This window comes from Streptococcus sp. 400_SSPC (assembly GCF_001072745.1).
Classification (GTDB): domain Bacteria; phylum Bacillota; class Bacilli; order Lactobacillales; family Streptococcaceae; genus Streptococcus; species Streptococcus xiaochunlingii.
In genome coordinates this window covers 1-21,498 of the sequence record NZ_JVIQ01000026.1, presented here as the reverse complement: position 1 = coordinate 21,498, position 21,498 = coordinate 1, and the positions used below count along the sequence as shown (strand labels likewise).

General features: G+C 45.4%; 24 protein-coding genes, 1 pseudogene and 1 other annotated feature. Of the genes and pseudogenes, 3 read left to right on the top strand and 22 right to left on the bottom strand.

The features are described 5' to 3' along the window. Positions 1-117: 117 nt before the first annotated feature. Genes ADH49_RS04700 through hemW form a run of 6 tightly spaced genes read right to left on the bottom strand, consistent with a single transcriptional unit; the run spans position 118 to position 5,050 of the window. Positions 118-1,077 carry a CPBP family intramembrane glutamic endopeptidase gene (locus ADH49_RS04700; RefSeq protein ID WP_048690274.1) on the bottom strand — a complete coding sequence of 320 codons (960 nt, stop codon included), beginning with the start codon at positions 1,075-1,077 and terminating at the stop codon, positions 118-120. A 12-nt stretch (positions 1,078-1,089) separates the two neighbouring features. Next, the gene (locus ADH49_RS04695) at positions 1,090-1,719 is read right to left on the bottom strand and encodes a TIGR01906 family membrane protein (protein ID WP_048690272.1); all 630 of its coding nucleotides are present in this window, start codon (positions 1,717-1,719) and stop codon (positions 1,090-1,092) included. Next, positions 1,712-2,482 (bottom strand): TIGR01457 family HAD-type hydrolase, encoded by a 771-nt coding sequence (locus ADH49_RS04690; protein ID WP_023023020.1) that lies wholly within the window; start codon positions 2,480-2,482, stop codon positions 1,712-1,714. Before ADH49_RS04690 ends, ADH49_RS04695 begins: the two co-directional genes overlap by 8 nt. Then, positions 2,472-3,176 carry a hypothetical protein gene (locus ADH49_RS04685; protein WP_239681818.1) on the bottom strand — a complete coding sequence of 235 codons (705 nt, stop codon included), beginning with the start codon at positions 3,174-3,176 and terminating at the stop codon, positions 2,472-2,474. Before ADH49_RS04685 ends, ADH49_RS04690 begins: the two co-directional genes overlap by 11 nt. Beyond that, complete coding sequence (locus tag ADH49_RS04680) at positions 3,158-3,916, bottom strand: acyl-ACP thioesterase domain-containing protein (protein WP_048690269.1); 759 nt, start codon at positions 3,914-3,916, stop codon at positions 3,158-3,160. The genes ADH49_RS04685 and ADH49_RS04680 overlap by 19 nt, the downstream gene beginning before the upstream one ends. A 3-nt stretch (positions 3,917-3,919) precedes the next feature. Then, positions 3,920-5,050, bottom strand: coding sequence for a radical SAM family heme chaperone HemW (hemW, locus tag ADH49_RS04675; RefSeq protein ID WP_023026729.1), 1,131 nt, complete (start codon positions 5,048-5,050; stop codon positions 3,920-3,922). A gap of 318 nt (positions 5,051-5,368) precedes the next feature. On the opposite strand from hemW, the gene ADH49_RS04670 reads away from it, so the two are divergent. After that, positions 5,369-6,892: an ATP-binding cassette domain-containing protein gene (locus ADH49_RS04670; RefSeq protein ID WP_048690266.1), complete on the top strand. Its 1,524-nt coding sequence runs from the start codon at positions 5,369-5,371 to the stop codon at positions 6,890-6,892. A gap of 35 nt (positions 6,893-6,927) precedes the next feature. Here ADH49_RS04670 and proC read toward each other — a convergent pair whose 3' ends face one another. From proC to ADH49_RS04610, 12 genes are all read right to left on the bottom strand, one after another. Then, positions 6,928-7,743 carry a pyrroline-5-carboxylate reductase gene (gene proC / locus ADH49_RS04665; RefSeq protein ID WP_048690263.1) on the bottom strand — a complete coding sequence of 272 codons (816 nt, stop codon included), beginning with the start codon at positions 7,741-7,743 and terminating at the stop codon, positions 6,928-6,930. A gap of 3 nt (positions 7,744-7,746) precedes the next feature. Continuing rightward, positions 7,747-8,991: a glutamate-5-semialdehyde dehydrogenase gene (locus ADH49_RS04660; protein ID WP_048690261.1), complete on the bottom strand. Its 1,245-nt coding sequence runs from the start codon at positions 8,989-8,991 to the stop codon at positions 7,747-7,749. Between the two features lie 12 nt (positions 8,992-9,003). Beyond that, positions 9,004-10,113 carry a glutamate 5-kinase gene (gene proB, locus ADH49_RS04655; protein WP_048690259.1) on the bottom strand — a complete coding sequence of 370 codons (1,110 nt, stop codon included), beginning with the start codon at positions 10,111-10,113 and terminating at the stop codon, positions 9,004-9,006. A gap of 147 nt (positions 10,114-10,260) precedes the next feature. Next, entirely contained in the window at positions 10,261-11,151 is an 891-nt protein-coding gene (locus ADH49_RS04650; protein ID WP_048690255.1) for an RluA family pseudouridine synthase, read from the bottom strand. Next, the gene (lspA, locus tag ADH49_RS04645) at positions 11,141-11,602 is read right to left on the bottom strand and encodes a signal peptidase II (protein ID WP_048690252.1); all 462 of its coding nucleotides are present in this window, start codon (positions 11,600-11,602) and stop codon (positions 11,141-11,143) included. Before lspA ends, ADH49_RS04650 begins: the two co-directional genes overlap by 11 nt. A 3-nt stretch (positions 11,603-11,605) precedes the next feature. Further along, complete coding sequence (locus ADH49_RS04640; protein ID WP_048690250.1) at positions 11,606-12,508, bottom strand: LysR family transcriptional regulator; 903 nt, start codon at positions 12,506-12,508, stop codon at positions 11,606-11,608. A 124-nt stretch (positions 12,509-12,632) separates the two neighbouring features. Beyond that, positions 12,633-12,926 (bottom strand): 50S ribosomal protein L27, encoded by a 294-nt coding sequence (gene rpmA, locus ADH49_RS04635; RefSeq protein ID WP_003002805.1) that lies wholly within the window; start codon positions 12,924-12,926, stop codon positions 12,633-12,635. A 17-nt stretch (positions 12,927-12,943) separates the two neighbouring features. Continuing rightward, the gene (locus ADH49_RS04630) at positions 12,944-13,288 is read right to left on the bottom strand and encodes a ribosomal-processing cysteine protease Prp (RefSeq protein WP_006596492.1); all 345 of its coding nucleotides are present in this window, start codon (positions 13,286-13,288) and stop codon (positions 12,944-12,946) included. 15 nt (positions 13,289-13,303) lie between these two features. Continuing rightward, positions 13,304-13,618 (bottom strand): 50S ribosomal protein L21, encoded by a 315-nt coding sequence (gene rplU, locus ADH49_RS04625; RefSeq protein WP_003007734.1) that lies wholly within the window; start codon positions 13,616-13,618, stop codon positions 13,304-13,306. Between the two features lie 33 nt (positions 13,619-13,651). After that, positions 13,652-13,738: a sequence feature (ribosomal protein L21 leader region), on the bottom strand. Between the two features lie 106 nt (positions 13,739-13,844). Further along, positions 13,845-14,444 (bottom strand): hypothetical protein, encoded by a 600-nt coding sequence (locus ADH49_RS04620; protein WP_048690247.1) that lies wholly within the window; start codon positions 14,442-14,444, stop codon positions 13,845-13,847. Between the two features lie 74 nt (positions 14,445-14,518). Next, positions 14,519-15,739, bottom strand: coding sequence for a tRNA uracil 4-sulfurtransferase ThiI (gene thiI / locus ADH49_RS04615; RefSeq protein ID WP_048690246.1), 1,221 nt, complete (start codon positions 15,737-15,739; stop codon positions 14,519-14,521). Between the two features lie 21 nt (positions 15,740-15,760). Continuing rightward, positions 15,761-16,903, bottom strand: a complete 1,143-nt coding sequence (locus ADH49_RS04610) for a cysteine desulfurase family protein (protein ID WP_048690244.1) — start codon at positions 16,901-16,903, stop codon at positions 15,761-15,763. Positions 16,904-17,141: 238 nt separating this feature from the next. On the opposite strand from ADH49_RS04610, the gene ADH49_RS04605 reads away from it, so the two are divergent. Next, entirely contained in the window at positions 17,142-17,705 is a 564-nt protein-coding gene (locus ADH49_RS04605) for a hypothetical protein (protein WP_048690241.1), read from the top strand. 102 nt (positions 17,706-17,807) lie between these two features. Continuing rightward, positions 17,808-18,209, top strand: coding sequence for a DUF6556 family protein (locus tag ADH49_RS04600; protein WP_048690238.1), 402 nt, complete (start codon positions 17,808-17,810; stop codon positions 18,207-18,209). Between the two features lie 84 nt (positions 18,210-18,293). Here ADH49_RS04600 and rfbB read toward each other — a convergent pair whose 3' ends face one another. The 4 genes and pseudogenes from rfbB to ADH49_RS04580 form a co-directional block, all read right to left on the bottom strand. Further along, positions 18,294-19,340 (bottom strand): dTDP-glucose 4,6-dehydratase, encoded by a 1,047-nt coding sequence (gene rfbB, locus ADH49_RS04595; protein ID WP_023026717.1) that lies wholly within the window; start codon positions 19,338-19,340, stop codon positions 18,294-18,296. 202 nt (positions 19,341-19,542) lie between these two features. Then, positions 19,543-20,136: a dTDP-4-dehydrorhamnose 3,5-epimerase family protein gene (locus tag ADH49_RS04590; protein WP_048690235.1), complete on the bottom strand. Its 594-nt coding sequence runs from the start codon at positions 20,134-20,136 to the stop codon at positions 19,543-19,545. Next, positions 20,136-21,005 (bottom strand): glucose-1-phosphate thymidylyltransferase RfbA, encoded by an 870-nt coding sequence (gene rfbA / locus ADH49_RS04585; protein WP_048690233.1) that lies wholly within the window; start codon positions 21,003-21,005, stop codon positions 20,136-20,138. Before rfbA ends, ADH49_RS04590 begins: the two co-directional genes overlap by 1 nt. 152 nt (positions 21,006-21,157) lie before the next feature. Then, a pseudogene (locus ADH49_RS04580) lies at positions 21,158-21,322 on the bottom strand (ZIP family metal transporter); the annotation flags it as partial. Positions 21,323-21,498 lie beyond the last annotated feature (176 nt).

Here is a 21,498-nt window from a genome sequence, read left to right as displayed (position 1 = left end):
CAATAATTAGTCATGGAACTTCTTCGAAGTTCGCTGACGTCCGTACTCACCTAAGGAAAGTTTTTCAGAAGATTTTATCTTCAATTTGAGAGAGAGCTAAAACGATCCCTCTTGATATTAATAGCCTCTTAGGTAAGGAAGTAAGGACATAAGAGTTGTCCCAAGGACCAAGACCCAGAACCAGAAGGAATACATGCTTCTTTGGAAGACGCCTGGTGCTGGTCGGTTTTCTTGAATGTAGTGAAAAATAGCTTTTCTCTTTAAAATCAAGACGATGGTAAAGGCGATGGTTCCCCCTAAAAAGACAAGAATTTGAACCCACTCGGCTACATTCATATTGACATGCGTGCCGAGGTAATGAAGCCCTTGAGAGAGGACTAGGTTGTTAAAGATATGGTAGAAAATAGCCCACCAGATCGAATACTCGAAGGTCAAATAACCAAAGCCAAAGCCGATAATCGTCGCAAAGAACAACTGATCAAAATTGGCATGGAACATTCCAAAAGCCAAGGCTGTCATGACGATCGCAAAGACTTTTCCATACTTTTCTAAGGCTCTCAGTCCAGCGGCCCGGAAAACCAACTCCTCTGTGATGGGACCAATCAGGGTCGCATAGAGCAAGAGACTCCAAGACTGGCTGAGTTGCTCAGACATATCCTCTTGAGGCTTGAAAAAGCCCAGGGTTCCCATCATGTGGTCTAAGAGTTGAGATAAGGCGCTAGAAGCCAACTGAGCAAACCCCAAGAAGGCAATGAACACTAAGAAAGTCTGCCAGGTCATCTTGCGTCCCTTTTGTCTCACATCTCCTTTAAAGAGGGACCCTTGCCGATAAAGGGCAAATAGTAGGACACCGATACTGACAGATATCAGATAGCTAATCCCATTCCCATTGATGATTTTTTCTACATACTCCTGCTTCTCTGCCATCTCCAATCCATACCGTCCAAACATAAAGAGGGTAATGACAAAGGTTGAAATGATGCTGACAAAGACCATGACCAAGAGATAGAGGCAAACCATCCCTGAAAAGCTTCCCAAATCCTTTTTGGGATCTATAAATCGATTGAACTGTTTCATCCATTCACTCCACTAATCTACTGTTTTTGTTTTCCGACTCCACCCGTAGCACCATCCAAAAGCCCCTTCATAGAGAACAAAGAAAATCAGAAAGGAATGTAGGAAATAGTCCTCCGGAAGCGCTAAAATAATCGGATCCCGATAGGGATCAAAGAGCCAGGTAGCATCTCCGACAAAGAGGACTTGATGAAAGAGGGTAAAGAATTGATCAAAGCCAATAAAGAGGGTCCCTCCTCCTATGACAATCGGCAAGAGAACCATCCAGCCAAATAAGTGGCGATAGAGGCCTGCATAGCCCTTACGCATCACTGTTCGAATAAATCGTATAGCCACTGGCAATAAGACCAGGAACAGAGCCTGGGTCAGGTGAAAGAGGTATTTGACTGCTTGGAAATGATGAAGCCCATCTGGAGAGGATGGAAAATCCGGCATTTCCAGCTTCCAGGTAAAAGGACTGGTCAAATACTGCATGAGGATCTGAAAGTTTTTCTGGATGACTGCAGGGGTCAAACCGGTCCGATTCTGAATTCGTAACCAGCTGATCTCCATGGGATAGATCATCCAGGCTACTAGAATGGTCCCCAAAATCACCGTTGCTAAGAGCCAGAGGACAAAGCCCGTTACGTTTAACCGGTCACGCATCGAAATCCCACTCCGCTAAGCTAGATAGGACATGCGTTGGTGGCAAGGGCAGGTCTGGCACTTCTTCTGGCTTGGTAAAGCCAGTGGTCACCAGCAAAGTAGGGATGCCATTGTCAATCCCTGCTCGGATGTCGGTTAGGTAATTGTCTCCTACCATGACCACTTCTTCGCGCTCTAGTCCCAGGTGAGCGATGGCCTTATCCATGATGATGGCATTGGGCTTACCGATAAAGGTCGGCTTCACGCGCGTTGCCGCTTCGATTAGGGCATTTAGAGCACCCGCCCCTGGCATCATTCCCCGTTCTGTCGGGATATTGAGGTCAGGATTTGTCCCGATGAAATGGGCTCCCTTTTGAATGGCCAAAGTCGCGATAGAGAATTTCTCATAGTCCACTTCCCAGTCGAGACCCACCACGACATAGGCTGGATTCACCGTATCTTCGACGAAGCCTGCTTCAGCAATGGCTTGTTTCAAGCCTACATCTCCAATGACATAGGCAGTTTTCCCAAGATTCATATCCACCATATAATCGATGGTTGCTAGTGTTGCTGTATAGATGGTATCCAGTGGCGTTTCGATATTGAACTGGCCTGCCAGCATTTCTTGGACCATTTCCGGCGTCCGGGTAGTATTGTTGGTCACAAAGAGATAGGGAATCTGACGCTCTTGCAATTCGTGGACAAAGGCTTCCCCAGCTGGGATCCGCTCTTTGCCCTTGTAGATGGTTCCGTCTAAGTCAATTAAATAACCCTTATAAGTCATGGAATTCTTGATCTCCTTTTTCACTTGCATCCTCTGCTACTTTCTCCTGACCTTGAAACTTGCCTCCTGCTCCATACAAAAGCAAGCAAGCTCCATATAAGACAAATTGTAGGACCAGACCGAAGAAATTGATACTTGCTTTTCCAGCCTGAGTAAAGAGGAAGGAGGAAATCATCAAGATGACGATGGTCACCATTAAGCCACCAATCTTAGCCTGATCAATGGTAATGGTATAGACGCCGGTTTCTTTTTTCTCATTGCTTTCTTTCTCGGCCTGGATAGGCTTCATGGTCTCAATGAAGTCTGTCATTAAGGTCGCTGCGAGGCTGATAGTCGTACTGAAGAGGACACCTTGGGAGAGCTTGTCAAAGAAGTTACTCCAGAAGCTTCCTGATTGACTGGTGATACTCAAGGAGAAGACGACAACAGGCAGGATAAAAGCCAAAGTCAAATGAATCCAGACACGATACCAGCGTACATCTTCCTTAAGAAACCGAAGAAAGGCTTCAAAACTCAATCGATAGCGTATAAATTGAATCGCTTCCTCAATAAAGATATAAAAGGCTGCGACTAAGGTCAAGAAACCATCTCCCAATACATAGAGGGGATTTTTCTTACGACGAGCATAGGCAACAACCCGTCGTTGAACCTCCATTAAGTCTTCTTTTTTTTGTTTTAATCTTCGTTTTTCCATAATGTTTCCTTATCTATTTCTTCCCAAGTGATGAGGGCTTGGGCGTGGATTTGCCCTTCTGATGAGATGACATGGTTGCTGACCATTCCTTCTCGCTCGACACTAGAGGTGATCATGCCTCCAGGTAATACTTCTTTGACATACTTAAGATGGACCCGTTTGGGGATATGCTGGGTTAGGAATTCCGCTCCCATCACTTCAAAGACCCAGTCTAGGTACTTGCTGTTGTTGACATGGCCGTTCATGTCCAAATCATAGAAACGCACATGGTAGTCCTGCTCCATGGCTCCATTCAGTTCTGGATAGCGTGGACCACGGCGGATCTTCTTCTCAAATGGGGAGTCATATGGGGCAGTGACTTCCTCTGGTACGGATTGGACCTTACGACTGTCCCGATCCATCAAGACAAAAGTCGCCACCATTTCTACGATGGCTTCCCCATTCTGGTCTCTAACGACAAAGGAACGGTAGCAAAAGAGACGGTTGTGGGCCAGGGCCTGGGTCTCAATGGTAATCTGCTCATCAAAGACTGGTAGGCGGTGAACCGTGATGTCATAGTCGGTGATGATCCAGACTAGATTGCGCTGCTCGAGCAGGTCCCTGTCACTGATACCCAGCTCCATGGACTGCATGCCTGAGACCTGCAAGGACAGGAGAATCAGCTGTGGCATCTTGATAAAGCCATTCACATCGCTCATATCAAAAGGAACTTTCATGTCATACTGATAAATTTTAGCCATCGTTTACTCCAATATAAATTTCTCTGCTACGGTATCTCCAAGGAACAAGCCTCTCTTGGTCATCCGAACCTGCTTGTCATCTGGAACCAAGAGTCCCTGCTCCGTCAGACTGGCCACCACTTGTCCATAGCGTTGGTCAAAGGAGACACCAAATTTTTCTTCAAAACGTGCCTTGGACACACCTGTCTTTTTCCGTAGACCGAGGAACAACTCCTCTTCCATTTTCTCTTCCAGTGTCAGGTGCTCCTCTGTTATCCGAGCCTTACCTGCCTCAACAGCCACCAGATAATGCCGGATAGGCCCATGATTCTTGTAGCGAATCCCGTCCACATAGCCTGAAGCTCCTGCTCCTAGACCATAGTATTCTGCATTATCCCAGTAGACCAGATTGTGCCGACTTTCAAAGCCAGGCTTAGAGAAATTAGAAATCTCATAATGTTCAAAGCCTGCTTTTTCCAGCTCTTCAATGATGTACTCGAACATCTCTGCTTCCAGCTCTTCTTTGGGCAGAGGAAGCTTGCCTCGTCTCATCCGATTCATAAAGACCGTGTGGTTTTCTAAAATCAAACTATAGAGACTCATATGGGGGATGTCCAAGTCGATCGCCTTGGCGACATTTTCCTTGACCTGGTCCATGGTCTGACCCGGCAGAGCATAGATCAAGTCGATAGAAATGTTATCAAAGCCAGCCTGCTTGAGGTGGCGGATATTGTCATAGATATCCTGCTCCTGGTGACTCCGTCCGATCTTTTTCAGCATCTTGTTATCAAAGGTTTGGACACCCAGAGAGACCCGATTGACCTGAGAGTCCTTGAGGACCGCAATCTTATCCGGATCCAAATCTCCTGGATTGGCCTCGATGGTAAACTCTTCTACCTCCGATAGGTCCATGAACTTGGGCAATTCTGTCAAGAGATAGGCCAGTTGCTGGGCAGATAGAGCTGTCGGTGTCCCTCCACCAATGTAGAGAGTACGCAGTTTGCCAATCTCATAGGATCGAGTCTCCTGGATTAAGTGTTCCAGATAGGCATCGACCGGTTGATTCTTGATAAAAACCTTAGAAAAGTCACAATAATAACAAATCTGGGTACAAAATGGAATATGCACATAGGCAGAAGACGGTTTAGCTTGCATAACCTTTATTATACCACATTTCCGACCAAAGCCCGAGCAGAAAAAAGAGGGGGAAACAAGGATTTCCTTGACAAGAAGGAATGAAAGGATTAGAATAAAGCTAATCACATTCGGAGGTAAGGAGATATGAACAACTAAGTTTCGTTAAATAAGATACTTTATTTAGTGGACTGCTTGTTCTATCTCTTTTTGTGTACCCTCTCGCCTAATTTCCAACCTTGTGTTGGCTAAATAAGGTCTTTTTCTGCTTGGGTTCCACATGAATACAGCTCTACTAAATAGGTAGAGCTGTTTTTTGTCCCAGTAGAAAGGAATCTTATGCTAAAACTATCCCACCTTACCATCCGCCATACAAAAGATTTACGCGATTTGGTTCGTGATCTGTCCCTAACCATTCATGAGGGAGAAAAAGTTGCCATTATTGGCGAAGAAGGAAATGGAAAATCTTCCTTGCTTCATGTCCTTATGTCCCCAAAATCCCTACCAGATTATCTGACCATAGAAGGCGAAATCACCACTTCCTTTCACTCCTATGCCTATATTCCCCAGACTTTGCCGGAAGCCTTGAAGGGAAAAAGCTTAGAAGAATATTTTTTTGGAGAAGACGAGCTAGACTATGCCACCCTCTACAGACTGGCTGATCAATTGCAATTTGATAGCGACCGCTTTGCAAGCGACCAAGCTATTGGAAGTCTATCTGGAGGAGAAGCCCTCAAAGTCCAACTGCTTCACGAACTTTGCCGTCCTCATGAATTGCTATTTTTAGATGAACCTTCAAACGATCTAGATTTGGAAACCCTGGACTGGCTCCAACAGATGATCCAAACGAGCCCCCAAACCATCCTATTTATTTCCCATCATGAGGATTTTTTGACTCAGACGGCGGATACGATCATCCACCTAAGACAGATCAAACACCGCAAGGAGGCTGAAACCATTGTAGAGCACTTAGGTTATCAAGACTACAGTAGCCAGAGGGAGCAACAATTCAAGCAACAGACTCAGCAAGCTGCCAATGATCAACGAACCTACAAGAAAACAATGGAGAAGCATCGCCGCGTCCGTCAGCAAGTCGAAACTTCTTTACGAAACACTAAGGATAGCACTGCCGGACGTCTCCTTGCAAAGAAAATGAAGTCCCTCCTCTCACAAGAAAAGCGCTACGAGCGAGAATTCCAATCCATGACTTCCCAACCCTATGATGAGGAAGTCATCAATCTGCATTTCCCACCCCTCACTTCCTTGTCTCCTCAAAAACGAGTCCTTCTCTTAGATCAGGAAGAGCTCGCAATTGGTGACCGGGTCATGGTCAAGAACCTCTCCCTTACTCTTCTAGGGCAGGATAAAATAGGGATTATCGGTTCCAACGGTGTGGGCAAATCCACCTTCCTAAAAATGATATGGGAAAGTCTACAGAAGAATGAGAGCATCCGCACTGCCTATATGCCTCAAGATTACACTGAAGGCCTCCCTCTGACTCAGACACCCGTTCAATTCTTACAGCATTCAGGCGATCGCGAAGAAATCAACACCATTCAATTGCATTTAGCCTCCCTCAACTTTACCTATTCTGAAATGCATCATCCGATTTCTGAACTTTCTGGTGGCCAGCAGGGAAAACTCTTTCTCCTACAACTAGTCCTCACAAGTCCCCAATTTCTACTCTTGGACGAGCCTACTCGCAATTTTTCCCCCACTTCCCAACCAGAAATTCGACGCCTATTCGCAGACTACCCAGGCGGACTAGTCACGGTCTCTCACGACCGGACCTTCCTCAAAGAAGTCTGCCAAAAAATCTATCGTCTGACCGAAAATGGTTTGGTAGAGATAGAGTCGCTTTAATGCAAAAAAAGATTGGCCAAAACCAATCTTTTTTTCTATTTCTTCGCTGCCTCTTGTCCCATTTCCTGTGTACGTTTGTAGGCTGCTTCCACTCCTGCAATAATGTCGCCCCGTAAGCCGACTTGTTCTAAGCGATTGACTCCTGAGATGGTAGAGCCACCTGGGCTACAAACTGCATCTCGCAAGCGGGCTGGATGCTCGCCTGTCTCTAGGACCATTTGACTAGCTCCTTGGAAGGTCTGGGCCGCCATCTGCAAGGCTTGCTCTCGAGTAAGCCCTAAGCATACTCCTGCATCCGCCATGGCTTCAATCATCTGATAGACAAAGGCTGGACCACAGCCTGCGACAGCAGTTGCAGGATCCATCAATGTTTCTTCAATTTCATAGAGAGCTCCAGCTCTTGTTAAGAGCTGCTTGACTTGGGCTACTTGCTGGTCTGTCACTGCTTGAGAGCGGGCCAGACTGATGACCCCTTGACCGATAGCTACAGGCGTATTGGGCATGATGCGAATGAGCCCCACGCGGTCATTTTTAACCACACGCGCCATTTTGTCCAATTCCAGGCCTGCAGCCATGGACACCAGTAAGAGATTGGAGCGTTGAGACAGGACAGTTTGGTACTCTTCTAAAAGAGGACAGATCTGGTAGGGTTTGACCCCTAAGAAGATGACCTCCGCTTCTTTAAAAGCCTCTTCAAGATCAGACGCTGTTCCCCCATACTGGCCGATAAACTCTTGCACTTTTTGAGGGGAGCGGTTGACCAAAAGCAGATCTTTCGCAGCCACTTCTTTTGCGACCGCTTTGGCCAGACTAGCTCCCATATTTCCAAGTCCGATAAATGCTACTTTCATGACTTACCTCACTTGACCGTTTCCAGTAACCAGATACTTATAACTGGTCAGCTCTCTCAAGCCCATGGGACCACGCGCATGCAACTTCTGGGTCGAGATGCCCATCTCACAGCCTAGGCCAAACTCTCCGCCATCTGTGAAGCGGGTCGAAGCATTGACATAAACGGCCGCCGAGTCTACCTGGTTGCTGAAGAGTTCAATGGCTGTCGCATCTTCAGAGACAATGGCATCTGAATGGTGGGTACTGTGGGCTTCAATATGAGCAATCGCCTCTTCTACAGAAGGGACCACCTTGACAGCCATGACATAATCCAAGAATTCCGTATCAAAGTCAGTCACAGAAGCTGGTGTCCCTGCAATGATTTGCTGAGCTTGAGCATCCAAGCGCATCTCCACTGGTACTTGAGCCTCGTCTACCAAGGCTTTCTTCACTTGTGGCAGAAAGTCATCAGCAATAGCTTCATGCACCAAGAGAACTTCCATTGCATTACAGACAGATGGTCGGCTGGTCTTGGCATTCTGGATGATACTGAGAGCCTTGTCTAAATCTGCCGCTTGATCAACATAGACGTGAACAATCCCAGTCCCTGTCTCAATCACAGGGACAATTGCTTGCTCTACAACTGCCTGGATCAAGCCAGCTCCCCCACGTGGGATGAGAAGGTCTAAATCCCCCTTGGCCTTCATCATGACCAGACTGCTCTCCCGACTGGTATCTTCGACCAACTGGAGGACAGCAGGATCAATAGCGGTCGCTTGCAAGCCTGTTTTTAAGGCGCTAACGATGGCATGGGCTGTCTGATAGGCATCCTTGCCACTGCGCAGGACAACAGCACTCCCGCTTTTCAGGGCCAAGGCTGCTGCATCAGAGGTCACGTTTGGACGACTTTCATAGATAATCCCAATGACCCCCATGGCCACTCGTTTCTTCTGAATGACCAAACCGTTCTCCAGGGTCCGCTCCTCCAAGAGTTCTCCCACTGGATCGGGTAGGGCAGCCACTTGGAGAATCCCATCAGCCATGGCTTGAATGCGCTCTTCTGTCAAGAGCAGGCGATCCAGCATCACCTCCGAAATCCGACCCTGAGCTGCTTCCATATCCAATTGATTAGCAGCCAAAATGTCAGCTGTGGCATCAACCAAGGCGTCGGCCATCGCTCTTAAGGCTTTATTTTTCTCATCACTTGTTGCAGTATTAATACTTTTTTTGGCCTGTTTAGCCAGGCGAATCTGATCGATCGTCTCCATCTAATCCCTCCTTTAAAATTCTGTAAATAAGAGTTCTACCTCAGGTGTGATGGTAATCCAATCATCCCGGTGAATGACGATGCCCTTTGGCTTTTGCCCATGGAGCAAATCCTTAATGGCTGCAGCCCCTAAGCGGGTACGCCCTTTCCCAATGACCTGTCCAGTCTCTGCATCATGAACCGTGATAATATCGGAGTAAGAGAAGGCTCCTTCAACCTTTACCACACCAGACACAAGGATACTCTTACCCTCTTCTTTGACAGCCTTAACCGCTCCTTGGTCCAGCCATACAGACCCTTGGCTAGGGGCATAGAAGGCCAGCCATTGTTTCTGATTACGCAAAAACTTGTCCTGAGCTGTAAAATAGCTACCATCCTGAGTTTTCTCTGACGCTTCAAGAAGAGCATCTTCTTTCAGGGACGAGCAAATGTAAACAGGAACACCTGATTCTGTAGCGATGGTGGCTGCTTTGATTTTTGTCAGCATGCCTCCTGTCCCATTACTTGAGCCTGCTCCACCGGCCATCTCGATAATGTCCTTGCTGATTGAGTCAATCCGCTCCAAGCGTTTGGCAGTCGGGTCCTTTTGAGGATGTCCTGTATAAAGACCATCCACATCCGTCAGCAAGACCAAGAGATCCGCCTGGACCATGGCTGCCACTTGGGCACTCAGGGTATCGTTATCCCCGACCTTAAGCTCCTCAATCGAGACTGTATCGTTCTCATTGATAATCGGAATAGCCCCCCTTTGCAAGAGGACAGAGAGAGCCTGGTGGGCATTTTTATAGCGGCGTTGATCGACAAAGTCATCCTGGGTCAAGAGGACCTGGGCAGAAACGATGTCGCGTAACAGTAGATTAGAGGTATATTCTTCTAACAGCAGACCTTGGCCAACTGCTGCAGAAGCCTGCTTATCCGCAATCTTGGTCGGGCGTTTCTTAAAGCCCAGTGCACCAAATCCAGCTGCAATCGCACCCGAAGATACCAAAATCAATTCATACCCTTGCTCATGTAAGAGAGCCAGTTGCTGGGTGATGGCCTTGACCTTGCTCCGAGACAAGCTCCCATCTTGATTGGTCAGGGAAGAGGTTCCCACTTTAAACACAATTCTCTTATTCTTCATATCCTTCATTCTCCAGAGTATTCGATTGTAACATTATACCATGAAAGCCTTAAAAAATACTAAGAGCGGACCAAGGGAACCCCCATTTACCCATAAAAAAAACGAGTTTGACCCACAAGAGTTAAACTCGTTTTGATGATGATCTGCTTATCCTTGACGAAGCTGCTCCAAGGTTTCTTGGAAAATTTCCGGCACCTCCACTGAAAACTCCATGACTTCTCCCGTCCGAGGATGGGTAAAGCCCAGGGTCTTAGCATGGAGGAACTGGCCATGGCCTTTCAAAGTCTTGCGAGGTCCATAGACTTCGTCACCAGCGACCGGATGACCAATATAGGCCATGTGAACCCGGATCTGATGGGTTCGTCCTGTCTCCAATTGCAGTTCGACCAAGCTATAATCCCCGAAACGTTCCAAGACATGGAAGCGAGTCAGGGCCGGTTTCCCTTTGGCTGTCACAGCTTGCTTCTTGCGGTCCTTGTCACTCCGCCCAATCGGCGCCTCGATGACACCCCGATCGTTAGGCAAATTGCCATGGACAATGGCCCAATACTTGCGCAGAGACTTCTTAGCCTTGAGTTCATCTGCCAAGGCTACATGGGCAGCATCATTCTTGGCCACCATGAGGAGACCAGAGGTGTCCTTGTCAATCCGATGGACGATTCCTGGACGAAGCTCACCATTGATCCCTGACAAGTCCTTGATGTGATACATAAGGGCATTGACCAGGGTCCCACTGGTATGGCCAGCACTAGGATGGACCACCATGCCCTGGGGTTTGTTGACCACTGCGACATCCGCATCCTGATAGACAATCTCTAAGGGGATATCTTCTGCCTCGTAGGTCACTTCTTCCATTTGAGGGACTTCGTAGCTGATAACATCCCCTTCTTTTACAGTATACTTAGCCTTTTTGACTTGACCATTGACGAGGATCTTTCGTTCTTTGATCTGCTCATTGGCCAAGCCACGTGAGAGTTCAGTCAACTCTGAGACGGCCTTATCCAGTCGCGCTCCAGCGACTTCTACTCTAACTTCCATGGCTTTCCTCTCTTAAAAGATAAATCAATAGCAGTCCCACCCCAATGCTTAAATAGATATCTGCTACATTGAAGATGGCAAAATTCATAAAATCCAAGTGGAACATATCGACGACAAAGCCCTGACGGAGTCGGTCAATAAAGTTACCAATACCACCAGAAATAATCAAGGTCAATCCCAACAAGAGCCAAATGGAACCTTCGATATGACGATAGAGATAGACAAAGGCTGCCCCCATCGCAATCAAAGTAATGATGGTAAAGAACCACTGTTGGTTTTCTAACATGGAGAAAGCCGCTCCAGAATTCTTGAGGTAGGTCAAACTAACCACTTTGGGAATGAAGCGACGCATACCCCCTAACGGGATCTCCTTGACAACATATCCCTTCACCGCTTGATCTAGGAGAATCAAGAGGAGGATACTAATAAAAATACTTACTTTTCTCTTCATTGCCTACCTCTTCTCATCAAAGTAGGCTTCCATGACTTGGACAAACTTCTCAGCCACTGGTGAGAGATCTACCTCTTCCCGTTTGACATAGACCATTTTATTATTGAGATCATCTATCAAGGGGATAACCGTAATCCCATTCACCGACTGGCTATCCAAGAAGCCAGAACCGGTCGCATAGGCATCGGTCCGCTCTAAGATCCCATTCAATGTTGCCCGGTCTGTCACATTGAAGAGCTGGGAACTGCTACTCGTATCGACGAAGTTCTCCGAATAGTAGAGATACTCATCCTTTTCCTGGGTAAAGCGAACAGTCGGTAGGTGTGCCAAGTCCTCCATCACTAAGGATTCTTTCTTGGCTAATGGATGACCTTTGCGCAAATAGATATGGGTCTGGAAAGGAATCAGGTCAACGACTTCCAAGCCCAGTTTATCCACCCGTTGCATGATCCCTTTTGTATTTTGCTTATTGAGATAGATAATCCCCAGTTCACTATGACCCTGAGCCACTTCATCCAGGATTTGAACCGTTGTCGACTCAAAGATCCGGAAGTCTTTATTCTCAGGATAAAGGACTGAGAATTGGGTAATCAAAGGGGGAAGGAAATCATAGTGCTGACTCGAGATCGAGAATTCCTTCTTTTCTTCCTCAGGATTGGCATACTGGTTTTGAAAAACATCAAAGCCCTTGACCAATTCCTGGGCCTTTTCATAAAATTCCATCCCGCGGCGGGTCAAGAAAGTTCCTGAACTAGTCCGACGGAAAATCTTAAAGCCCAGTTCCTTCTCCAAGTCTCTCACAGAGATGGACAGACTCGGCTGACTGACGTACATTTTTTCAGCTGCTTCACGAAAAGTACCACTATTGGCAATCGCGACAACATAGCGTAATTGTTGAATATTCATGTCTTCTTCCTTCTAACAATATCACTCCATTATACCATAATCTAGAGGATGAAAAAAGATAGGGACATCAATCGAGAGAGATCAAAAAAACTCCCTGATGAATCAGAGAGTTTTTGAATACAAATTATTTTGCGATTGGGTAAACAGAAACTTGTTTCTTATCGCGACCTTTGCGTTCGAAGCGTACTACGCCTTCAACTTTAGCGAACAAAGTATCGTCTCCACCACGTCCAACGTTCACACCTGGGTAGATGTGAGTACCGCGTTGACGGTAAAGGATAGATCCACCTGTTACAGTTTGTCCATCAGCTGCTTTAGCTCCAAGACGTTTAGCTTGTGAATCACGTCCGTTTGATGTAGAACCTCCACCTTTTTTGTGGGCGAAAAGTTGCAAGTTAGCAAGATTCAATTTCAACATAATTGTTTTCCTCCATGTTAGTTTTCTGTGATAACTCTTGTTTGGACGAACTCGGATGAGTTCTCCGATAAGTTTGCCATCCCTAAGAAAAATGATTCAAAGAATAGTTGGGTCATTTCTCTTTGATGAGGTGGAATGTCTGTCGGGATTGTGACCCGCATGAAGCCACCCTCTTCTTCGTTTAATTCTAGTTCCGGTTCATAGCCTGCAAATTTCTCAACTGAGTTGACAAAGTTAATGGCAAGCGTAGAAACCGATGCACACACGACATCTAAGCCGTATTCGCCACTTTCGGCGTGACCAGTAATTTCTGCACTCCTCAGCTCGCCATCTTCGGCTCGTTCAAAGACTGCTTGTATCATGTGTTCTCCTAAAAATTAAGCGTTGATTGCGTTGATGACAACTTTAGTGTAAGGTTGACGGTGACCTTGTTTACGGTGGCTACCTTTTTTAGGTTTGTACTTGTAAGTAACAACTTTCTTTTGTTTTCCTTGTTTTTCAACAGTTCCAACAACAGTAGCTCCTGAAACAAGTGGAGTTCCGACAACAGTGTTTTCACCACCAACAAGAACAACTTCGTTAAATGTAACTTCTTGACCAGCTTCAACGTTCAATTTTTCAACGTAGACTGCTTGACCAACTTCAACTTTAACTTGTTTTCCGCCAGTTTTAATGATTGCGTATGTGCTCATTATGCACCTCCTATGTATTTTTGGGTTTCCCCGTATTTTGTGAAGACTCGCCTAGCATCGTGGGACGAACCACTTAAGCTCAAAGGATGAGCAACGATGATCGAGCGGTTGCACAGGCATGTGCATAGTCAACTCTCTAAGTATATCACTTCTACTAACCTTTGGCAAGTGATTTCATTTAATGAAAACGGATTTTCAAGTAAATAGCCTCATTCTTTACTTCCATTTATTTCAAATATACAATCTGCCCTTCTTGATTGACATGAACCTCAATAGCTATCGGAGGCTTCAAATGTTTTTTAGCTGATCTGGCAAGACTTTTATTACTATCTGAAACATTGACATTTCGCTCTTTCCCATCAACCGTAATAGTGAAGGTAATTCGAGAATAGGTAGACTTGCTTCCTCCTGTCTCCGTATCAACACCAGTAATTAAAGCCGTTTTTAGCTCGGTTGTCTGATTAGTAAAATAATTGTAGCGCCAAACACCATTGGTCACACGATATCCTTCATAAGCAGGAAAGATAATAAATATAGGAAGAGAGCCAATTATTGTAACAAAAATAGCTCTGCCCTTACTTTTATGGCTTTGACGTATGATTTCCCATTTATTTCTCATGGCCCTCTTGACAGAGCCAGCTTCCTTAATACTTAAATGAAATCCCCAAAATAAGAGAGCATACAAGCTCAGGAAAATCTGAAAATGAACTAAGAGACCAAGTAAATAAGTCCAACTGGGCATTCCAAACAGCAAAGCATTATCTTGTCCATCTTTCCAAGACAATGCTCCCATGAGCCCACTCAAAAAGGAATCCCATTCGTTCATAAATACCCCCTCTTATCTTCAGCATTAATGGATACAATTCTAGATTCTTTCAGTAAAAAGCTACTTCTAAACTCCTACAACAGCCCTTCAATCAGCTCGTCAACTTCATCAGTCTCTGCTTGTGGTCTGATCTCAGTAATCATGATGCCTGCTACCGCACGCTCAACTAAAGCTTCCACATCCATACGTTGCTCATACTGCTCCGCATTTTTGAGTTTCGGATTAGTCTTTGGACGATCCGGTGCAAAGATGGTACAGCAATCTTCGAAAGGCTGGATAGAGATTTCAAAGGTATCAATGGCTTGGGCGATATCGATAATCTCCAACTTGTCCATAGTCACCACTGGACGAATGACGGGCGTATTGGTCACGGCATTGATAGCCTGCATGCTCTCCAGTGTTTGGCTGGCAACCTGACCAAGACTTTCCCCATTGATGATGACTAAGCCACCACGAATTTGACGGATACGGTCTGTAATGCGCATCATAAAGCGACGGGTCAGAGTCATGAGATAAGCTTCCGGCGCCTTGGCTTTAATCTCTTCTTGAATCTCAGTAAAAGGTACCTCGATAAACTGGATATTGCCCCCAAACTTAGTCAATTTACGAGTTAAATCGTGGGCTTTTTTCAGCGCACCCGGGCTGGTATAAGGCGGGCTAGCAAAGTGAACCGCTTCAATGTCCACACCACGCTTCAAGGCTAGGTAACCCGCTACTGGAGAATCAATCCCACCAGATAGCATGAGCATGCCTTTACCAGACGTCCCAACTGGCAGACCACCTGCTCCCTTAATGGTTTCATAAGAGATATAGGCTGCTTCTTCCCGGATCTCTACTTGGAGGTTGATATCCGGTTTTTTCATTTGGGCTTGGATACTTGGGATCGCTTCAAAGACAGCGCCACCCAAGGTTTGGTTGAGCTCACGGCTATCCAACTCAAAAGAATGGTCACTTCGTCTGCTGGAAATCTTGAAGGTCATCCCTTCTTGGTAAATATCCTGCATGATTTCTTGAACGGCTGAAATCAAGGCTGAGACTGATTTTTCAATCTTGTAAACGGGTGAAAAATTTTGAATCCCGAAGACCTGTTTGAGGGATTCAGCTACCTGTTCATAATCCGTTCCATTTAGATAGGCATGGGCTCGGTCCCGATCGGCTGTCACTTTGACAGCTGGGTAAATAGACAAGACATCTGAGATATTATTGCGCAATTTATTAATAAAGCGCATCCGGTTCTTTCCTTTAGTAGAAAGCTCCCCATAGCGGATCATAATTTCTGAATAAGTTAATGGCATAGTAACTTCCTTTTCTTTTCCTTAACGCACCTTACGTGTTTTTTCATAAATCAGTTTGAACTTGGTCAAAAATTGCTCGACCTGACTCATGTCATTTTCGAGATCAAGACTGAGGCGGACTGCTGTTTGTGCCAGAGCCTTATCGACTCCCATAGCAATCAGGGTTCCAGCTGGTTTGCCAGCCTTGGAAGAGCAGGCAGAGGTTGTCGAGATATAAATCTCATACTCTTCGAAAGCGTGGACGATGACTTCTCCTCGCACACCCTTGATGCCGAAAGTCAAGATATGGGGTGCAAAGCCCTCATCTCCTGAGAAGACAGTCACATCTGGATAGTGGGCTAATTCTTCACGAATAACTTCCTTCAACTGATGGCACTTGCGTTCAAAGTCCTCTTGACGCTCCATCGCCAAGCGCAAGGCCTTGGCAGTCGCTGCAATTCCAGCTAAGTTCTCAGTCGTCGAACGAAGGTCCTTTTCTTGTCCGCCACCTGTTAAGAGGGGACTGATCTTTTTGCCTTCTTTGAGATAGAGGAAACCAACCCCACGAAGTCCATGGAACTTGTGACTGGAGAAGGTGGCTAGATCCACCCGTTCTGGCAGGTAGAGAGCGGTTGAAACCTTAGCCAGCGCCTGAACGCCATCGACATGGAAGGTGATGGTCGGACGATCTGCCAATAGATCCGCAATGGCTTGAATAGGCTGGATAGAACCTACTTCGTTATTAACTGCCATGATAGAAACGAGGGTTGTATCAGGGCGCAAGAGTTTTTCCAACTCTTCTACTTGGACAAAGCCACGCGCATCAACTGGAGCAATATCCACTTCAAATCCTTGACCTTGTAGCCAGAGGGCTGATTCCTTCACAGCCGGATGCTCAATAGCTGAGACAATGATGTGCTTTCCATAAGGAGCTTTTTCAAAAGCAACTCCCTTGATCGCCCAGTTGTCTCCTTCAGTTCCACCTGAGGTGAAATAGATTTCTTCTGCTTTCTTGCCTAGGAGGGAAGCAATCTGCTTACGAGATGCCTCCAAGATCCGAGTCGCTTGACTTCCCAGGTTGTGCAAGCTGGAGGGATTGCCCCAAATTTTGCTTGCGACTTCTGTGTAGGTAGCCAAGGCTTCTGGATAAGGTTTGGTTGTTGCTGAATTATCAAAGTAAATCATCTTCCACACTCTCCTAGTCAATTTTCAATCATCTTATTGTAACATTTATAGGTTGGAGGGACAAGGATTTGGCAGGCTTCATTTTGTTCCTAGTTTCAGACAGAAAACTTGTAAATTTCTCAAAATAGCTTATGATGAAGATGGAGAGTTTTGTAAAACGCTTACAAGATCCCCTGTTGTTTTTTATGACCTACTCAAGTCCAGAACTGGAACGGATTGAAGTTACAAGGAGACAAGCATGAAACGACCGATCTATTTTTCCATTGCCCTAGCTGGAAGTCTTGCTATTGGAGGACTGCTCACTGTCCTACCACCACTTCCATTTGCCCTCCCTTCTGCCCGACTAGCCTGTCACGGTAAAGGACAGTGTGACCTACAACAGCCCTTGGAGAAGCCACCTTACTTTAGGGAAGATGAAGGCAGTCTCCGAGAAATGAGCCTTATCCAACCAATCCCTGGTGAATCCGATAGCCACATCGAATTCAATTGCTTGGTCGAATACAATGGCTGGTTCCGTCGTATTATCCGTGTCAAAGATGTAAAAGTGATTTCAAAAACCAAGGAATTCAAGGGTAAAATTGACTACTCTATCCCGGATCCAAACAAGATAGAGATTCAGGCGAATGGCCAGTTTATCTCTCCTAATGACTCCTCTAGTTTTAGTAACCATGAAATCATCAGCCAGCCTAGTCAAACAAACCAAGCAATTTCCGTCTCTGAAAAAGGACAGGCAAACTTTGAAACGTCCTCTGAAGCAAGCGAGACTCAAAGCGTCCAGTTTGAAAGCAATTTGAAATTTTAAAAACCTCTTTCATTTCTTCTTAGACATTTTCATAAAAATAACGTATAATGACTAAAGTGTTCACATAAAAGAACCAAATATGAAATGAAGAGGAAACAGATTATGTCACAATACTCACGAAAAGAAAAACACCAAGACAGCAACAAACCATCAAGAAGCGAAAAAGTGAAACAGAGCCTTTCTTTATTCCAGATGATTGTCGCAACGATTGCTAGTCTTCTCGGGATTATCGTTACTTCCTTTACTATTTACAGTATCATGAAACCGACAACTAAGACAGAGGAGAAAAAAGATGGCTCCACTAGCGTTGTGGTTGTCCATGAAAAGGATGGATCTGCTACTGATTCAAGTGCTACCGGAACGGACACCAGTGCTAGCAGCAACCAAGCATCCGAATCAAGCTCTGAACAAACCGATTCTTCACAGGCAGAAACCAGTGCCAGTGAAGCTCCTGCAGACACAACACCATCTGCTACAGATACTGAATCATCTGCTAACCAGTAAAAAAAAAGACCGTTTGGTCTTTTTTTGTTTCTAAAATAGAAAAGCCTCTGTCGGCCAGAAATCCTGACTGATAGAGGCTTGATTTTATTTGATCACTTCTTGTGTCTTCGCATAGTTGGCTTCGACAGCTTCTTTTTCGGCTTTCCACCAGTCTTGGTTATCTGTATACCACTTAATGGTTTCTTCCAAACCTGCTTCGAAGTTTGTGAATTGTGGTTCCCAACCTAATTCTTCACGCAATTTTGTTGAATCAATAGCGTAACGCAAATCGTGACCAGCACGGTCTGTTACACGGTCGTAAGCATCTTTTGGTTGTCCCATTTTTTCAAGGATGAGCTCAAGCACTTCTTTGTTGTTCTTTTCACCATCGGCACCGATCAGGTAAGTTTCACCGATACGGCCTTTAGTGAGGATAGCCCAAACACCAGTTGAGTGGTCGTTAGTGTGGATCCAGTCACGGACGTTCTTCCCTTCACCATAAAGTTTTGGCTTGATGCCAGACAAGATATTGGTGATTTGACGTGGGATGAATTTTTCGATGTGTTGGTATGGTCCGTAGTTGTTTGAACAGTTAGAAATCGTTGCTTTGACACCAAATGAACGTACCCAAGCTTTCACAATCAAGTCTGAAGCAGCCTTGGTTGATGAATAAGGTGATGATGGGTTGTATTTGGTTTCAGCAGTGAATTTTTCACCAGGACCTTCCCCATGTCCAGGGAGATCTTCACGCAATGGAAGGTCTCCATACACTTCGTCTGTTGACACGTGGTGGAAACGAATATCGTATTTACGAGCAGCTTCCAAGAGTGTGTAGGTACCAATGAAGTTTGTATGGATAAATGGTGATGGGTCATTCAATGAATTGTCATTGTGGCTTTCAGCTGCATAGTGAACGATCGCATCAGCCTTAGCAGCCAGTTGGTCAACCAATGCTGCGTCAGCAATGTCACCCACAACCAATTCAACACGGTCCCCAAGGATTTCTTCGATGTTGGCACGGTTACCTGCGTAAGTGAGTTTGTCAAGGACAGTCACATGCACGTCTGGATGGTTGTTGTAGACATAGTGTACGAAGTTTGAACCGATGAAACCAGCGCCACCGGTTACGATGATGTTTTTGTATTCAGTCATTTTTTCTCCAAATAGTTTTTAGTTTTGATTGTTCCTTTGGCTAGTGAGGGACGCCAGCAACCCTTCGGTTTCATGGCTAAATCCGGAGCCCATGTCTCCGGATTTCCCTACAAGATTCCCTACGGCAATCTTGTTTCCACTAGGGCAGGAACAATCCTACCAAGCTCCTTGCAGTCGCAAAAATACTGTGCAAGGTTTATTTTTACAAATCTTCTGCTTTTAGGGGTTTGACGTCTTTGAGCAATGGGTGGTTCTTATCTGCTTCTGAGACTTCTGCTTCTTCCAAGTTTTCCCATTGGATGTCTAGGCTTGGGTCTGCATAGTTGACAAAAGCATATTTTGGCTTGAGCTCCAATGCCCAGTAGTCATTGACCAAATAGCTGTAGGCTACTTTGTCAGACAAAACTTGGAAACCATTGGCTACGCCACGAGGAACAAAAATCCCTTTAGAAGCATCGATCACAGTTTGGTAAGTGTTCCCAAAGGTCTCACCTTCACGAAGGTCCACCCAAGTTCCGAGAACCTTGCCTTCATCTGCTACAGAGATGTACTTATCCCAAGGTTCTGCATGCAAACCACGCAAGACATGCTTGCGAGAGAAAGACACATTGTTTTGCAACTTGCCTTCCGCAAAGAAGCTCTCAGGAAATCCAAGGGGAAGCATCTTCTCTTTTTGAAAGTTTTCTTTGAACCAACCACGGTTATCTCCATGAACTGGAATATCAAATTCCATCAAACCTGGGATAGATTCAATCTTACGGGCTGCTAATTCTTTTCCGAAAAATTGTTCTGTCATTAAGCTTCTCCAATCAAACGGAGCAAATATTGTCCGTATTCGTTTTTCTTCAGAGGTTGAGCCAATTCATAGACTTGCTCTTTAGTAATATAGCCCATACGATAGGCGATTTCCTCAAGGTTAGCTACTTGGACATTCTGAAGACGTTGAACAGTCTCGATATATTGAGAAGCCTGCAAGAGACTTTCATGAGTTCCTGTATCCAACCAAGCAAAGCCACGGCCCATGAGTTCAACAGAGAGATCTCCACGCTCCAAATATGCCTTGTTGACATCTGTGATTTCAAGCTCTCCACGAGGACTTGGTTTGATATTTTTTGCAATCTCTACCACATCATTGTCATAGAAGTAAAGCCCAGTCACCGCAAAATTCGATTTTGGATGTTCTGGTTTTTCTTCGATTGAGACGGCATTCATGTCCGCATCAAACTCTACCACACCAAAACGTTCTGGATCTTTGACTTGGTAACCAAAGACAGTCGCGCCTTTTTCTTTCGCTTCCGCCCGTTGCAACATCTTGGTTAAGCCATTTCCGTGGAAGATATTATCTCCAAGAACGAGGGCAACATGATCATCACCAATAAATTCTTCTCCAATTATGAAGGCTTGCGCCAAGCCATCTGGACTTGGTTGCTCTGCATAAGAGAGGGAAATTCCTAGTTCAGAACCATCCCCAAGAAGTTCTTCAAAACGAGGAAGATCCTGCGGAGTTGAGATGATTAAGATTTCTTTGATCCCTGCCAACATAAGGGTTGACAGTGGATAGTAGATCATTGGTTTGTCATAAATGGGCATCAACTGTTTGGAAGCGGCACGAGTCAAAGGATACAAACGAGTACCCGAACCACCGGCTAAAATAATACCTTTCATAATGTTAGGCCTTTCTACGTATTCATTACTCCTATTTTATCATGTTTATATAAAAAAGTCACCTTGTTTCCATGCTACAAGGTGATGACACTTTATCCCAAAGCGACGTCGAGGATCATCATAATGACAAAGCCAACCATGAGACCGAGAGTCGCAATCATAACGCCCGCCGCAAAGCCCATCATGATGTCCAGTAATTTGCGACTAATATGCTTGAATAAAAAGACGATGGCTGACCCGACAATGGTACAGCCCCATGTAAACAATCCTGCGATAAAGGCCTGCAAGACCACGGATTGTGATTGAAACCAATTCATAACAACTCCCATTTTCTTGTTGATTCACTTGTTCTATTCTACTATTTCTATCCGAATTAAGGAAGGTCTTTCGAAAAAAAGAGAGTGGGACAAAAGTCCTAGCCTCTCAATTATCTTTGGATTGTCGAGCAAGACGCAGTGGTTGAGTGGGCTCTACTACGCTGATTTCATCAGCT